General features: G+C 66.9%; 16 protein-coding genes. 5 read left to right on the top strand and 11 right to left on the bottom strand.

The features are described from left to right. Positions 1–515: energy transducer TonB family protein (locus ACT6UX_RS29615; protein WP_444778740.1), on the top strand; the 515-nt coding region annotated here is incomplete at its 5' end. Between the two features lie 65 nt (positions 516–580). Beyond that, entirely contained in the window at positions 581–1618 is a 1038-nt protein-coding gene (locus tag ACT6UX_RS29620; RefSeq protein WP_444778754.1) for an energy transducer TonB, read from the top strand. Positions 1619–1634: 16 nt separating this feature from the next. On the opposite strand, the gene ACT6UX_RS29625 is transcribed toward ACT6UX_RS29620, so the two are convergent. The 4 genes from ACT6UX_RS29625 to irrA form a co-directional block, all read right to left on the bottom strand. Further along, positions 1635–2219 carry a DUF3501 family protein gene (locus tag ACT6UX_RS29625; protein ID WP_444778741.1) on the bottom strand — a complete coding sequence of 195 codons (585 nt, stop codon included), beginning with the start codon at positions 2217–2219 and terminating at the stop codon, positions 1635–1637. Beyond that, the gene (locus tag ACT6UX_RS29630; protein WP_444778742.1) at positions 2219–3577 is read right to left on the bottom strand and encodes a heterodisulfide reductase-related iron-sulfur binding cluster; all 1359 of its coding nucleotides are present in this window, start codon (positions 3575–3577) and stop codon (positions 2219–2221) included. Before ACT6UX_RS29630 ends, ACT6UX_RS29625 begins: the two co-directional genes overlap by 1 nt. Before the next feature lie 79 nt (positions 3578–3656). Beyond that, on the bottom strand, positions 3657–4076 hold the full coding sequence (locus ACT6UX_RS29635; protein WP_444778743.1) for a rubrerythrin family protein: 420 nt from the start codon (positions 4074–4076) through the stop codon (positions 3657–3659). 124 nt (positions 4077–4200) lie between these two features. Continuing rightward, positions 4201–4608 carry an iron response transcriptional regulator IrrA gene (gene irrA / locus ACT6UX_RS29640; protein WP_444778744.1) on the bottom strand — a complete coding sequence of 136 codons (408 nt, stop codon included), beginning with the start codon at positions 4606–4608 and terminating at the stop codon, positions 4201–4203. Between the two features lie 136 nt (positions 4609–4744). Here irrA and fabA point away from each other — a divergent pair, with 136 nt between their 5' ends. From fabA to ACT6UX_RS29655, 3 genes are read left to right on the top strand one after another with little or no spacing between them, the layout of a single operon-like run. Continuing rightward, positions 4745–5284, top strand: a complete 540-nt coding sequence (gene fabA, locus ACT6UX_RS29645) for a 3-hydroxyacyl-[acyl-carrier-protein] dehydratase FabA (RefSeq protein ID WP_444778745.1) — start codon at positions 4745–4747, stop codon at positions 5282–5284. Continuing rightward, on the top strand, positions 5284–6531 hold the full coding sequence (gene fabB, locus ACT6UX_RS29650) for a beta-ketoacyl-ACP synthase I (protein ID WP_444778746.1): 1248 nt from the start codon (positions 5284–5286) through the stop codon (positions 6529–6531). The genes fabA and fabB overlap by 1 nt, the downstream gene beginning before the upstream one ends. 10 nt (positions 6532–6541) lie before the next feature. Next, positions 6542–7390 carry an enoyl-ACP reductase FabI gene (locus ACT6UX_RS29655; RefSeq protein WP_444778747.1) on the top strand — a complete coding sequence of 283 codons (849 nt, stop codon included), beginning with the start codon at positions 6542–6544 and terminating at the stop codon, positions 7388–7390. Positions 7391–7398: 8 nt separating this feature from the next. Here the strand turns inward: ACT6UX_RS29655 and ACT6UX_RS29660 are convergent, their stop codons facing one another. The 7 genes from ACT6UX_RS29660 to infB all read right to left on the bottom strand — a co-directional run. Next, complete coding sequence (locus tag ACT6UX_RS29660; protein WP_444778748.1) at positions 7399–8040, bottom strand: dioxygenase family protein; 642 nt, start codon at positions 8038–8040, stop codon at positions 7399–7401. Between the two features lie 206 nt (positions 8041–8246). Beyond that, positions 8247–9236 (bottom strand): Bug family tripartite tricarboxylate transporter substrate binding protein, encoded by a 990-nt coding sequence (locus ACT6UX_RS29665; protein ID WP_444778749.1) that lies wholly within the window; start codon positions 9234–9236, stop codon positions 8247–8249. 106 nt (positions 9237–9342) lie between these two features. After that, positions 9343–11478 carry a polyribonucleotide nucleotidyltransferase gene (gene pnp / locus ACT6UX_RS29670; RefSeq protein WP_444778750.1) on the bottom strand — a complete coding sequence of 712 codons (2136 nt, stop codon included), beginning with the start codon at positions 11476–11478 and terminating at the stop codon, positions 9343–9345. Positions 11479–11680: 202 nt separating this feature from the next. Next, positions 11681–11950 (bottom strand): 30S ribosomal protein S15, encoded by a 270-nt coding sequence (rpsO, locus tag ACT6UX_RS29675; protein WP_439610170.1) that lies wholly within the window; start codon positions 11948–11950, stop codon positions 11681–11683. 16 nt (positions 11951–11966) lie between these two features. Beyond that, positions 11967–12872 (bottom strand): tRNA pseudouridine(55) synthase TruB, encoded by a 906-nt coding sequence (truB, locus tag ACT6UX_RS29680; RefSeq protein WP_444778751.1) that lies wholly within the window; start codon positions 12870–12872, stop codon positions 11967–11969. 84 nt (positions 12873–12956) lie between these two features. Beyond that, the gene (gene rbfA / locus ACT6UX_RS29685) at positions 12957–13364 is read right to left on the bottom strand and encodes a 30S ribosome-binding factor RbfA (protein WP_444778752.1); all 408 of its coding nucleotides are present in this window, start codon (positions 13362–13364) and stop codon (positions 12957–12959) included. Between the two features lie 95 nt (positions 13365–13459). Beyond that, a partial coding sequence (gene infB / locus ACT6UX_RS29690; RefSeq protein ID WP_444778753.1) for a translation initiation factor IF-2 occupies positions 13460–15485 on the bottom strand: 2026 nt, incomplete at its 5' end.

A 15485-nucleotide genomic window follows, 5' to 3' on the forward strand; every position in this document is an offset into this window, starting at 1 on the left:
AGCCGCAGCAGGCCGCGCGTCCGGCACCACCACCGCCAGCCCCTCGGGCGGCACCGCCGCTAACGCCCGCCCCACGCCCGGCAACGCCGCCCGCGCCTCCCCAGCAGCTCCGCCCGTCTCCGCTGGCGCAGCAGCCGCGATCCTCACAAGGTTCGCAGGCCGCCGCGCCCTCGTCGCCGACCTTTCGCAACCCGGCCGACAATTACGGCGAGAAGCGAGCGCAGGAGCAGTATCTCTGGCAGGTCATGCGGCGGATCGCGCAGTTCCCCTATGTGCCGAAGAGTACCGGGGTCATCCGCGAGGAGGGCACGGTGCTGACGCGGGTGACGATCTCGCGCCAGGGACAGCTGCTCAACGTGGTCATGGAGAAATCGAGCGGTCTTCCCTCGCTCGATGCCGGCGTCATGGACACGATCCGGCGGGCCAGCCCCTATCCACCCCTGCCTGCAGAGATCACGGGCGCCAGCCACACGTTCCAGCTTCCCGTCAGCTTCCGTTACAACGAGCAGCGGTAGCGGCGTCCGCGCCGTCGTCGATCCGGCTGGCCGCGGGTGCCGGGCGGACGTAGAACTTGGCTGCCGTGACACACGACAGTCTCATCCGGTCGCAATCCGGGCGCATGTCGCCGGCGGCGCTCGCCCTGGCGATCGGCCTGCACGGGCTCGCCGCCGCGGCGCTGTGGTGGGCCGCGCCGTTGCGCAGCCTCGACCATGCCGAAACGCCGATCATGGTCTCGGTCGAGGCGGAGCCGCTGTCGGCGGGTAATCTCGCGGCCGCCGGCCCGGTTGCGGCCGAGTCGGTGCAAGCCGAGACAGGTCCGTCACCGACGGCTCCCGCCGAAGCCGAGAAGACACCCGCACCATCGCAGCAGGCCGCCCTGGCACCGGCTGCGCCCGTCCCGCCTGAACCGCCTCTCCGCGAGCCTGTGCCCGTGGAAAATCCGACGGCCGCTGAAACGCTACAGCCACCTCTGAGCAATCCGTCCGCCTCGTCGGCCGCTCCACCTGCGCCCTCGAACGAGCCGATCGCGCAGCCTGCACCGCCGCACTCTCCGCAGTCCTCACCGGCCGAGGCGGCGGCGGCCGCATCGGAACCCCTCGCCGAAGCGGAAACGGAGACGGCGTGGCAGACCGACGTCTCGTCATGGAAGCCGCAGGTAACCGTGGAACCATCCCTCGCTGCGCCACCCCCGCGTCCCGTGCGACCGGCTGCCCGTCCGCCAACCGCGCCGCGCACGGCCCAGGCACCCGGGCAGAGGCTCCAGGATTATCCGCCGCAGACCTCGAGCCTCGGCGGCCCCTCGATCAGTTCCTTCGATCAGGCGATGGGCGACGGTGGTGCCCGCAACGACTATCTGTCGCGCGTCTATCGCCACATCGATCCCCATCGCGACTATCCCGCGGCGGCGCGTGCCGCGCGCCAGCATGGCCGCGTCGTCACCCGCGTCACCATCAACCGCTCCGGCGAACTCCTCGACATGAGGCTCGACCGGTCGAGCGGCTGGCCGCTGCTCGACAATGCCGAGATGGCGGCGATCCGGCGCGCCATGCCGCTGCCGCCGGTGCCGGCGGGCATGCGGGGCGATCCGATCGTGCTGGTGCTGCCGATGAACTACTGACGAGGGGCGTCGGCGTTCAGGCGAAGTCGGCCGACAGCGCCTGACGCACGGACGCCGACATCACGGCCATGTGGCCGTAGTTGGCGTGATCGAAGCCGACCACCACGTCGCCCGCGCCACCCTTGAAGGCGGCGACCTGCGCGGGCGTGAAGGGAAAGCGGATGAACTGCACGGACGAGGCCTTGCCATCGTCGCGCGACCGTTCCTGGTCGTCTTCCGGCACCCCGCGGATCGTCTCGCCGTCCACCCGGATGAAGGCCTTGTGCTCGACGCCGCCCAGCATGCCGAGCACGCGCGCGCGCCGCAGCGGATCGTCGATCTCGAACATCACGGTGGCGACCAGCTCGCTGCCGGTGGGGATCAGCGGATTGTAGGCTGCGAGCTCGTCCGGGAGCTGCTCGGCCCCGCCCTTTTCGATGAACAGCATCTCGAGCACCTGGTGCAGCATCGTGTCGAAGGATTCGAAATAGAACGTCGCGAACGGGCCGACTTCGAGCCTGCGGTTCTTCTTGATCTCCGAGATGTGCTTGCGGCGCTCGGCCCGCAGCTTCGCGTATTCCGCGATCGGGATGATGTCGGAGGCGTCGATCTTGCGCGGCATCACTTGTCCGTCCCGGCAAGCCCGTAGGCCTGCGCCAGAAGTTCGATCGGGTGGCTGGCTCGCGAGGGCTTCGGCACCTGCTCGCCTGCCGTCATCTCCATCACCTGCATCAGATGATCGGCCGCCAGCGGGCATTCCGACGCAACGAAGCTGGTGTCGTTCTTGAGCGCCGCCTGTGCGGCCGGCTTGCCGACCTTCACCGCGGTCTCGAAGTTCTCCGTCCGAGCCCCCCAGATACCGCCATGGCCGCTGCAGCGCTCGATCACCGCCACGCGGGTGCCGGGCACCAGACGCAGCATCTCGGCGGCTTTCGCGCCCATGTTCTGCGCCCGCGCATGGCAGGCGAGATGGACACTGACGCCGCCCTCCAGCGGCTCCAGGCCCGGCGCCAGCCCGTGCTTCTTGGCGATGTCGACGACGTATTCGGAAAGGTCGAAGGTGGCGTTCGACAGGCGCTCGATCGCCGGATCCTTCGGGCAGATCAACGGCCATTCGAACTTCAGCATCAGGGCGCAGGACGGCGTCAGCGCGATGATGTCGTAGCCCTTGTCGACCCACGGCAGCAGGGCGGCCGTTACTTCCTTGGCCGCGTTGGCCACCGATTCGATGTCGCCGAGTTCGAGCTTGGGCATGCCGCAGCAGGCCGGATGCACCACCTCGGTCTCCACGCCGTTCTTCGCCAGGACGGCCCGCGCGGCGGCGCCGATGTCGGTGTTGTTGAAGTTCACGAAGCAGGTCGCATAGAGCACGGCCTTGCGCTTGCCGAAGGCCGGCGCGGCCTCGTTGAGCACGGCGCCCTCGCGGCGCGCCCGGATCTCGAACGTCTCACCCGCATAGCGCGGCAGTCGCGCGCCGTGATGGATGCCGGCCAGGCGCTCCATGCTCTGGCGCGTCGTCGTGTTGTGTTCGTCGGTCGCCCAGTTCGCGGCCGAGGCGAGAAACGTGCCCAGCCGGCCGGTGCGATCGGTATCGGCAAGCTGCCGATCGACGAACTTCACGCCGTTCTTGCGGGCCATCACGGCGCGGTGGCGCAGCATGAGATGCGGGAAATCCAGCGCCCATTCGTGCGGCGGCACATAGGGGCACTTGGTCATGAAGCACATGTCGCAGAGCGTGCAGGCTTCCTCGACCTGCGCGTAATCCTCCTTCTTCACCCCGTCGAGTTCGCCGGTCGGGCCGTTGTCGATCAGGTCGAACAGACGCGGGAAGGAGTCGCACAGGTTGAAGCAGCGGCGGCAGCCGTGACAGATGTCGAAGACGCGCTCCATCTCCTTCTCGAGTGCCTTCTCGTCCCAGAACCAGGGATTCTGCCAGTCGAGGTCGTGCCGGATCGGTGCTTCGAGACTGCCTTCGCGCATGGTCGCTCGCTTCGTGGGAGGGGAGCGGGAAGAAAAAGGGGACCCGCGCGGGGTCCCCCTTCGAAAGAGCCGGAGGGGCTCAGCCCATCGTGTCGAGGGCCTTCTGGAAGCGGCCGGCGTGGCTCTTCTCAGCCTTCGCCAGCGTCTCGAACCAGTCGGCGACCTCGGCGAAACCTTCCTCGCGCGCGGTGCGCGCCATGCCCGGGTACATGTCGGTGTACTCGTGCGTCTCGCCAGCGATCGCGGCCTTGAGGTTGCTGTCGGTCGGGCCGATCGGCAGGCCGGTGGCCGGATCGCCGCTCACCTCGAGGAATTCGAGATGGCCGTGCGCATGGCCGGTCTCACCCTCGGCGGTCGAACGGAAGACGACGGCGACATCGTTGTAGCCTTCGACGTCCGCCTTCTGGGCGAAATACAGGTAGCGGCGATTGGCCTGGCTCTCGCCGGCGAAAGCCGCCTTCAGATTGTCTTCGGTCTTGGAGCCCTTCAGATTCGCCATGGTTCTTCTCCCTTTGCGATCGGCCCATCCGCCAATCTCACGACAAGGATTTAGGGGGCCGTGCACGACGGCGTCAAGAACCTTAGAACCGTTCTAAGTTATTGCAAACGCTTCGCAATCGCCCTTAGCGGCGCACACGGACGATGACGTCCACCCGGGCGAGCGTCGTGCCCTCGGGCGGCGCCGGCAGGCCGGCGATGGTCACATCGTCGGACGGAAAATCGTGCAATTCGCCGTCGGTCTCGACGAAGAAGTGATGGTGATGTCCGGTATTGGTGTCGAAATAGGACCGGCCGGGCGCAACCACGACCTCGCGCAGCAACCCGGCGTCGCGAAACTGGTTCAGCGTATTGTAGACGGTGGCCAGCGAAACCGACATGCGGGTCGCCTTGACCTCGGCGTGCAGGCTCTCTGCAGTGACATGGCGATGGCCACCCTCGAAGAGCACCCGTGCCAGGGCCACGCGCTGGCGCGTCGGTCGCAGACCTGCGGCACGCAGGCTGACGGTATGGTCGGGGCCATTGTCTGACATGATTGCAATCTTATGTACGCAGGTGAAAGAGACAAGAGAAGGGCGTGTTTTGCCGGTGCGGCCCGTTTGCGCCCGGCGTCCGGCATCCTTATTCTGGCCCCGAAGCCCCTTCGGGGCGGCCTGTGGGACGGTGAATGTGAGCGAGCACGAGCAGAAGAATAGCTATACTTTTGAAGACTTGATCGAATGCGCCAAGGGCAACCTTTTCGGCCCCGGGAATGCACAGCTGCCGCTGCCGCCCATGCTGATGTTCGACCGCATCGTCAAAATCGATTCGACCGGGGGCAAGTACGGCAAGGGCGAGATCATTGCCGAGCTGGACGTGAAGCCCGACCTCTGGTTCTTCGCCTGCCACTTCAAGGGCGATCCGGTGATGCCGGGCTGCCTGGGTCTCGATGCTCTGTGGCAGATGCTGGGTTTCTTCCTGGGCTGGATGAAGGCGCCGGGCCGCGGCCGCGCGATCGGTGTGGGCGAGGTCAAGCTCACCGGCATGATCGTGCCGACGGTCAAGAAACTCACCTATCACGTCCATCCCAAGCGTCTGATCCTGCGTCGCCTCGTCATGGGCGTCGGCGACGGTTTCGTGACGGCCGACGGCAACCCCGTCTATGAAGCAATCGACATGAAGGTCGGGCTGGTCAAGGACGGCCCGATGCCGGCGGGAGCGGCAGTCTGATGAAGCGCGTCGTCGTCACGGGTCTCGGGATCGTCTCGCCGATCGGCAACAATGCCGCCGAGGTCACGCAGTCGCTCAAGGAAGGCAAATCCGGCATCGAATTCATGCCGGAGTACCGGGAGCTGGGCTTTCGCAGCCAAGTCGCCGGCACCCTGAAGCTCAATGTCGAGGAGCTGGTCGACCGGCGCCTCATGCGCTTCATGGGCAACGGCGCGGCCTATGCCTATCTGTCGATGAAGCAGGCGATCGAGGATGCGGGCCTGTCGGAAGCCGAAGTCTCGAACGACCGGACCGGTCTGGTGGCCGGCTCGGGCGGACCGACGACCGGCGCCATCGTCCAGGCGGCCGCCACCGCCAAGGAAAAGGGACCCAAGCGCGTCGGTCCGTTCCAGGTACCGCGCGCCATGTCGAGCACCGTCTCCGCGAACCTCGCCACGGCCTACAAGATCAAGGGCCCGAGCTATTCGATCAGCTCGGCCTGCTCGACCTCGGCCCACTGTATCGGCAACGCCGTGGAGAGCATCCAGCTCGGCAAGGCCGATCGCATGTTCGCCGGCGGCGGCGAGGAGCTGGAATGGACCCTCTCGGTGCTGTTCGATGCCATGGGCGCCATGTCGTCCAAGTTCAACGACACGCCGCAGCGCGCGAGCCGCGCCTATGACAAGGACCGCGACGGTTTCGTCATCGCGGGCGGCGGCGGCATCGTGGTGCTGGAGGAACTCGAGACGGCAAAGGCGCGCGGCGCCAAGATCTACGCCGAGGTGGTCGGCTATGGCGCCACGTCCGACGGCGCCGACATGGTCGCCCCCTCCGGCGAGGGCGCGCTGCGCTGCATGAAGCTGGCGCTCGAGGGCTTCCCGGGCGCCCCGCGCCGCAACAGCCCGGTGGACTACATCAACACGCACGGCACGGCGACGCCGGTCGGCGACATCACCGAACTCGACGCGATCCGCGCCGTGTTCGGCGACCGGCAGCCCGACAAACTGCCGACCGTCAGCTCGACCAAGTCGTTGACCGGCCACAGCCAGGGTGCGACCGGCGCCCATGAGGCGATCTATTCGCTACTGATGATGAAGCACGACTTCATCGCCGCCTCGGCCAACATCGAAAATCTCGATCCCGGGGCCGAGGGCTATCCCATCGCCCGCGAGCGCATCGACAACGCCGGTCTTCAGACCGTCATGTCGAACAGCTTCGGCTTCGGCGGCACCAACGCCTGCCTCCTGTTCTCCCGCTACGATCACTGAGGCGGATTACATGCCCAACGATCCCGTCGCCAGGTCGCTGCCTGACGTTCCCAAACTCATGGCCGGCAAACGCGGCCTGATCATGGGCGTGGCCAACAGCCATTCGATCGCCTGGGGCATCACCCAGGCGCTGCATGCCGCGGGCGCCGAGATGGCCTTCACCTATCAGGGGGCGGCCTTCGGCAAACGCGTGCTGCCGATGGTCCAGAAGCTCGGCTCGAAAGTGGTGATCGAGGCCGATGTCGAGGACGAGGCGAGCCTCGACCGGCTGTTCGAGACGCTGAAGAAGGAATGGGGCCGGCTCGATTTCGTCGTGCATGCCATCGCTTTCTCCGACAAGGAGGAGCTGAAGGGCCGATACGTCGACACGAGCAAGGCCAACTTCCAGCGCAGCCTCACCATCTCCTGCTACTCCTTCACCGAGATCGCGCGCCGCGCGTTGCCGCTGATGACCGAGGGCGGCAGCATGATCACGCTGACCTACGAAGGCTCGACGCGGGTGATGCCATCCTACAACGTGATGGGCGTCGCCAAGGCCGCGCTCGAGGCGAGCGTGCGCTATCTCGCGGCCGATCTCGGCCCGCAGGGCGTGAGGGTGAACGCGATCTCGCCCGGCCCGATGCGCACCCTGGCCGGCGCGGTGATCGGCGGCGCGCGCTACGTCTATCGCGTGTCGCGCGACGCGGCACCGCTCCGCCGCAACGTCGAGCTGACCGATGTCGGCGGCGCCGCGCTCTACTACCTGTCGGACCTCAGCGCCGGCGTGACCGGCACGGTCCATTTCGTCGATTCCGGCTATCACGCGATCGGCCTGCCGCACGACGGCAGCGCCACACCGAGCGCCGTCGGCGAACAGTAAAGTCGCTTTCAGGCGATCACGATATCCATCGTGGTCGCCATCGCGCCGGGCTCCAGGCCCGATGCCCGTTCCAGCTTCATCTCGATGCGCTCGCGCTGGCCCGGGGAGCGTACCGCCCGTCTGAACACACCGTCGCGCTCGTTCTGCGGATCTCCCGCGACGTATAACTGGCTGGTCAGCATCCGCCCATCAGCGGTCGCGACCTTGAGATGGATGTGCGGCGTGCGGCCGGGATAGGCGACCGGCTTCAGGGTGCGGAAGTTGTAGCGGCCCTCGGCATCGACCAACATGCGGCCATAGCCCTGGAACGCCGTATCGCGCCGGTCGCGGCCCTGCTGGCGCGGATGGTCGTAAATGCCTTGCGCGTCGCACTGCCAGATCTCGATGATCCCGCCACCACGGGCCCCACCGCTCAAGTCGATCACCCGTCCCTGCAGATGCAGCACCTGCCCCATCGCCTGCGCCGCCTGCCCGCGCACCTGCACGAGGTCGTTGTCGCTGTCGGCCGGGAAACCCGCCGGATAGAACGGCCCCTCGGTCTGCTCGGGCGTCGGCACGAGGCCGGCGGCGAACACGGGCAGGCCGGGCACGAGGCCGAGACCAGCGCCCGCCAGGAGCGTGCGGCGGGCGAGTCGATAGGGGTTCGTCATGTCGTCAGATGAGCAAACAAAAACGGCGGCCCGAAGGCCGCGCTTCCCGCCCCGCCTTTAGTCGAACCACACCCCTCATCCTGAGAGGCTGGCCGGAAATGAATGCCGCTAAAACAAGAGGCTATGAACAGCCCTGATAGCCTCACCCCGAGGAGCGAACGCAGTGAGCGTCTCGGGGCGAAGTCCTTGTCGGAAAGCTTCGATCCCTACTGGTCGAGCTCGAGCTTGTTCTCCTTGATGAGCTGCGCCCATCGCGCGGTCTCCTCGGCGATGCGCGCCTGGAACTGCGCCGTCGTATTAGGCAGGTAGATGAGGCCCTGGTCGGACAGCAGTTTCTGCACCTCGGCGGTCTGCGCAGCGGCGGTGTATTCCTTGTAGAGCCGGTCGACGATCGGCTGCGGCGTGCCCGCCGGCGCGATCAGCGCGTACCAGGAGACCACCTCGGAATCGGCCAGCGACAGTTCCTTGAGCGACGGCACGTCGGGCAGCTGCGGCACGCGCTGCAGGGTCGTCACCGCGAGTGCCCGCAACTTGCCCGCCCGGATGTGCGGCAACAGGCTCGGCAGCGTATCGAAGGTCGTCTGGATGTCGCCGGCGAACAGCGCCGGCAACGATTCGTTGGTGCCCTTGAAGGGGACGTGCACGACGTCGATGCCGGTGCGCTTCTTCAGGAGTTCGAAAGTGAGATGCGCCGGGCTGCCCGGGCCGACCGAGGCGAAGTTCATCACGCCGGGCTTGGCCTTGGCGGCATCGATGAGTTCCTGCGCCGTCTTGATGGCTGAATTGCCCGCGACCACCAGCACCAGCGGCGAGGCGGCGAACATCGTGATGGGGATCAGGTCGTCCTTCACGCTGTAGGGCATCTGCTTGTACAGCGACGGGAAGATCGTGAGCGGACCCAGGTTGCCCATGCCGATCGTGTAGCCGTCGGGCCTGGCCTTGGCGATCTCGGTGACGCCGATGCGGCCGGCGGCGCCGGCCTTGAAGTCGGTGATCACCGTCTGGCCGAGCGACTTCGAGACCTTGTCGTTGAACGAGCGGGCAATGACGTCGTTCAGGCCGCCCGCCGGCCACGGAACGAGGAACCGCACCGGCCGCGTCGGCCATTCATTCTGGGACTGCGCCCGGGCCTGGACCGCAGCCGCCAGAGGCGCGGCGCACAGGAGGTTCGTCAGCAGACGTCGCGTGATTTTCATGGTTCATCCCAAGCAATAGTCGGACCGCACGATTAGGGCGCACAGGTAAGTGCAAACAAAAACGGCGGCCCGTGGGCCGCCGTTTCCGTTATCGATCGACCGACGATTACTCGCCCGCGGGAGCCTCGTCGACCGGCTTGTTCGAGATGTCCTCGCCGGTCTCCTGGTCGACCACCTTCATCGAGAGGCGGACCTTGCCGCGATCGTCGACGCCCAGGACCTTGACCTTGACCTGGTCGCCTTCCTTGATGACGTCCGTCACCTTGGCGACGCGGCGCGGCGCCAGCTCCGAGATGTGCACGAGGCCGTCGCGCGCACCGAGGAAGTTCACGAAGGCGCCGAACTCGACGGTCTTCACGACCTTGCCGGTGTAGATCACGCCGATTTCCGGCTCGGCCACGATGCCCTTGATCCAGTCGATGGCGCGCTGGCCGGCCTTGGCGTCCACCGCCGCGACCTTGATCGTGCCGTCGTCCTCGATGTCGATCTTGGTGCCGGTCTGCTCGGTGATCTCGCGGATCACCTTGCCGCCCGTGCCGATCACTTCACGGATCTTGTCCTTGGGGATCGTGAACTGGGTGATGCGCGGCGCGGTCGAAGCGACGCCCTCACGCGCGCCGCCCAGACCCTTGGCCATTTCGCCGAGGATGTGGATGCGGCCGTCCTTCGCCTGGCCCAGAGCGACCTTCATGATCTCCTCGGTGATCGAGGTGATCTTGATGTCCATCTGCAGCGAGGTGATGCCGCGCTCCGTGCCGGCCACCTTGAAGTCCATGTCGCCGAGGTGATCCTCGTCGCCCAAGATGTCCGACAGGACGGCGAAGCGCTCGCCTTCCTTGATCAGGCCCATGGCGATGCCCGCCACCGGACGCTCCATCGGCACGCCGGCATCCATCAGCGACAGCGAGCCGCCGCAGACCGTTGCCATCGAGGAGGAGCCGTTCGACTCGGTGATCTCCGACACGATGCGGATCGTGTAGGGGAACTTGTCCTTGGACGGCAGCATCGGACGCAGCGCGCGGAAGGCGAGCTTGCCATGGCCGATTTCGCGGCGGCCGGGCGAGCCCATGCGGCGCACTTCACCCACCGAGTAGGGAGGGAAGTTGTAGTGCAGCATGAAGTGCTCGCGGTACTCGCCCTCGAGCGCGTCGATGATCTGCTCGTCCTGGCCGGTGCCCAGCGTGGCCACCACCAGCGCCTGGGTCTCGCCACGCGTGAACAGCGACGAGCCGTGGGCGCGCGGCAGGATGCCGACTTCGGCCACGATCGGACGGACGGTCTTGGTGTCGCGGCCGTCGATGCGCTTGCCGGTGTCGAGGATGGCGGTGCGAACGACGTCGGCCTCGAGATTGCCGAACTGCTCGCCGAACGCGGCCAGTGCAGCCTCGTCGCCTTCGAACAGCTTCTTGGCTTCGGTCTTCACCGCGCCGATCTTGGCCTGGCGGGCCTGCTTCTGGGTCTCGGCGAAAGCCTCGACCAGCTTGCCGTGCATCTCGGCCTTGAGCTTGGCCGCCACGGTCTTCGACGCTTCCGACGGATCGGTGAGCGGCAGCGGCTCCTTGGCGCAGTGCTCGGCGAGCTGGATGATCGCGTCGATCACCGGCTGGAACGAACGATGCGCTTCCATGACGGCGCCCAGCATGACGTCCTCGGAAAGCTCCTTGGCTTCCGACTCGACCATCAGCACGCCTTCCTTGGTGCCGGCGACGACGAGGTCCAGCGTGCTCTTCTCGAGCTGGACCTTGGTCGGATTCACGACGTACTCGCCATCGATGTAGCCGACGCGGGCCGCGCCGATCGGACCCATGAAGGGCACGCCCGAGATCGTCAGCGCCGCGGAGGTCGCGACCATCGCCAGGATGTCCGGATCGTTCTCGAGATCGTGGGCCAGCGTCGTGACGACGACCAGCGTCTCGTTGCGGTAGCTCTCGTGGAACAGCGGGCGGATCGGGCGATCGATCAGGCGCGAGGTGAGGATTTCCTTCTCGCTGGGACGGCCCTCACGCTTGAAGAAGCCGCCGGGGATCTTGCCCGCGGCAAAGGCCTTCTCCTGGTAGTTCACGGTCAGCGGGAAGAAATCGAGGCCGGGCTTCGGCTTCTTCTCGAACACGACGGCGGCCAGCACGGTGGTGCCGCCGTAGGTCGCCATGACGGCGCCGTCGGCCTGGCGCGCGATCTTGCCGGTCTCGAGCACGAGCTTGCGCCCAGCCCACTCGACTTCCTTGCGAAAAACTTCAAACATCTCATTCATCCTTTCCATCACGGTCGCCTGCCCCCGTTTGGCTGCGACCGCCCATCGGCGCCCTTGCGCCGACAGGACCGGGCCAGGCGTTTGCTCTCGCCCCTGCCTTCCCGGTTACTGCGAAGTCGCGTCAGCCGGCCGAACTCACGGGGACCGGGCGACGCGACGCGAAAAGGCCCCATCCGAGGATGGGGCCGTTGGATCAGCGACGCAGACCCAGACGCTCGATCAACGTGGCGTAGCGCTTGGTGTCGCGCGACTTGAGATAGTCGAGCAGGCGGCGGCGCTGGCCGACCATCTTCAGCAGACCGCGGCGCGAATGGTGGTCCTTCGCGTGGCCCTTGAAGTGCTCGGTGAGGTTGGAAATACGCTCGCTGAGGATCGCGACCTGGACTTCCGGCGAACCCGTGTCGCCTTCGGCCTGGGCATACGTCTTGATCAGCTCCGCCTTGCGGTCGGCTGTAATCGACATCGGTCATCTCCTGAAACTAAAGGTTGAACACGCGCACCGGCTGGAGAGCGGCGCCGTCCGAACGGACCAGTGCCACGAGCCTGCTGCCGACCTCGGCGCGTACGAGTGCGCCGGACGGAGGTGCGTCCCGGGTCAAGAGCACCGGCTGGCCTTGGCACAACCGGTCCGCTTGGGCTTCCGTCATGGCCAGCGCCGGGATGTCGTCCAGCGCGGTCGCAACGGGAGCCAAGGCCCCGAAGAGCGCGGGAATATGCCCGAGGGCCTCCAGTTTGGAAAGCGAAATGGACCCTTCTTCCCGGAACGGTCCTACAACCGTCCGGCGCAGCGCCGAGAGGTGCCCGACGGTCCCGAGCGCCAGCGCCAGGTCACGCCCGAGGGACCGGATATAGGTGCCCTTGCCACACTGGACCACGAAATCTGCGTGGTCGGCGTCCGGTCGGCCGACCATCTCCAGGCGCTCGATCAGGACCCGGCGTAATTTCAGTTCGACTGATTCACCGGCCCGGGCGAGATCGTAGGCCCGCTTGCCGTCGATTTTCAGCGCCGAGAAGGCCGGCGGCCGCTGTTCGATCTCCCCCAGGAAGGCCGGCAGGGCGGCTTCGATGGCAGCGTCGGTGGGCCGGACATCGCTGGTTGCCGTGACCTCGCCTTCGGCGTCCTCCGTCGCGCGGGCTTCGCCGAAGCGCAGGGTGAACCGGTATTCCTTCCGGGCGTCCATGATGAAGGGGACCGTCTTGGTCGCCTCGCCAAGCGCGATCGGCAGGATTCCGCTGGCCAGCGGATCGAGGGTGCCGCCGTGTCCGGCCTTCTGGGCGCCGAACAGCCGTCGCACGCGGCTGACGGCCGGCGTCGAGCCCAGCCCGACCGGCTTGTCGAGCACGATCCAGCCGTCGACCTTCTCGCCCTTTTTCCTGCGGCTCATGGGAGCGCGCCGCTCTTGGCTTCCATCGCGCTCGTTTAGGGCGTCACGGCGTCAGGCGCCAGCCGGCGATCAGACCGGCTGAACTCACTCGTCGTCTTTGATGTCGCGCGCGACGTCGGGCCGGCGCAGGAGCTGGCCGATCTTGTCGGCTTCGTCGAAGGTGCGGTCGATGTCGAACCGAATCTCGGGTGCACTGCGCAGGCCCGCCTTCTCGCTGACCCGGCCGCGGAACCACGGCGCAGCACGGCGCAGCGCGCCCAGCAGCCGTTCCTGGTCGCCGCCACCCAGCGGCATCACGTAGGCCGTGGCATTGCGCAGGTCGGGGCTGACGTCGACCGACGTCACGGTGATCGTGGCGTCGCGCAGATCGGGATCACGCATGTTGCCGCGCTCGAGGAGATCGGCCAGCAGATGGCGGATCTCCTCGCCGACGCGCAGCTGACGCTGCCCGGGAGCACGATTTTCTTTGTCGGACGAGCGACGCCGCGACATGGCGGTTCCTTTATTCTCTCTTCCTCCCCATTCACACGGGGAGGTGTCGGCGTAAGAAGGCGCCACCTCCCCCGCTGACGGGGGAGGAAACTTTACTACAAGGTCGCCTGGACCTGCTCGACGTCGAAGCATTCGACGATGTCGCCGACCTTCATGTCTTCGTAATTCTCGAAGGCCATGCCGCATTCGAAGCCATGCTGCACTTCCTTCACTTCGTCCTTGAAGCGACGCAGGCTCTTCAGCGTGCCTTCGTGGATCACGACATTGTCGCGCAACAGGCGAACCTTGTTGCCACGCGTGACCTTGCCGTCGGTGACCATGCAGCCGGCGACGTTGCCGGACTTGGTGACCTTGAAGACTTCGCGGATCTGTGCGTTGCCGACCAGCGTCTCCTTGTAGGTCGGGTCGAGCAGGCCGACCATCAGGGCCTGCATGTCCTCGGTCACCTTGTAGATGATCGAGTAGTAGCGGATGTCGACCTTGTCGCGCTTGGCGATCTCGCGCGCCTGCGGGTTCGCACGCACGTTGAAGCCGATGATCAGCGCGCCCGACGCCTTGGCCAGCGTCATGTCGGCTTCACTGATGCCGCCAACGCCACTGTAGACGACGCGCGTGATGACCTTCTCGGTGCCGAGCCGCGACAGCGCGCCGGCCAGCGCTTCCGCCGAGCCCTGCACGTCCGCCTTGATCAGCACCGGCAGCTCCTTGGCGGTGCCCTCGCGGATGCCCTTGATCATCTCCTCGAGGGTGCCGCGGCCGCCTGCGGCACGCGCCAGCTCGAGCTGGCGATCGCGGCGGACGCGGAAGTCGGCGATCTCGCGCGCACGGGCTTCGCTCTCCACGACGTGGAACTCGTCGCCCGCCTGCGGCGTGCCGGCGAGACCCAGGACCTCGACCGGGAAGGCCGGACCGGCATCCTCGACGGCCTGACCGCGATCGTCGACGAGCCGGCGAACGCGGCCCCAGACGGAGCCCGCCACCAGGATGTCGCCGACCATCAGCGTGCCGCGCTGGACCAGCACCGTGGCGACCGAGCCGCGACCCGGATCGAGCTTGGCTTCGATCACGACGCCGTCGGCGTCGCGGTCGGGGTTGGCCTTGAGTTCGAGCACTTCGGCCTGCAGCAGGATGGCTTCCTCGAGCTTGTCGAGGTTCATCCGCTTGGTCGCCGAGACCTCGATCGACTGGACTTCACCGCCCAGCGCCTCGACCTGGATCTCCTCGCGCAGCAGTTCGTTATGGACACGGCTCGCGTCCGCGCCCGGCTTGTCCATCTTGTTGACGGCCACGATGATCGGCACGCCCGCCGCTTTGGCGTGGGCGATCGCTTCCTTGGTCTGCGGCATGACGCCATCGTCGCCGGCCACCACCAGCACGACGATGTCCGTCACCTTGGCGCCGCGGGCGCGCATGGCGGTGAACGCCTCGTGGCCCGGCGTGTCGAGGAAGGTGATCTTCTGCTGCGACGGCAGGGTCACCTGATAGGCGCCGATATGCTGGGTGATGCCGCCCGCTTCGTGGGCCGCCACATCGGTGGCCCGCAGCGCGTCGAGCAGCGAGGTCTTGCCGTGATCGACATGGCCCATGATCGTCACCACCGGCGGACGCGGCATCAGCGAGTCTTCGGAATCCGGGACATCGGCGAGGCCCGTCTCGACGTCGCCTTCGGTGACGCGCTTGTAGCGGTGGCCCATTTCCGTCACGACCAGTTCGGCCGTGTCGGCATCGATCGCCTGGTTGATGGTCGCCATCACGCCCATGCGCATCATCGTCTTGATGACGTCGGCTCCGCGCTCCGACATACGCACGGCGAGTTCCTGAACCGTGATCGACTCAGGGATCGTGACTTCGCGATAGACCTTCTGCTGCGGCTCGCTGCCGAACTGCTGACGACGTTCGCGCTCCAGACGACGGCGCTGCTGCGCCACCGACCGGCTGCGGAAATCGTTCTCGCCGGCGACGGCGCGGCCGACGTCGACCTTGTCGTTGCGGCGCTTGGGCGCCTCGCGACGAGCACCCGTCGGCTGTGCGGGGCGCTTGACGACCAGCGGCGGACGCGGCGGCGGGCGGCGAAGCGCCTCGCTGGTGGAGGGACCGACGGGACGGCGCACGGGGGCGGCC

Origin of the sequence: Reyranella sp., assembly GCF_052439685.1 — a bacterium.
Taxonomy (GTDB): Bacteria; Pseudomonadota; Alphaproteobacteria; order Reyranellales; family Reyranellaceae; genus Reyranella.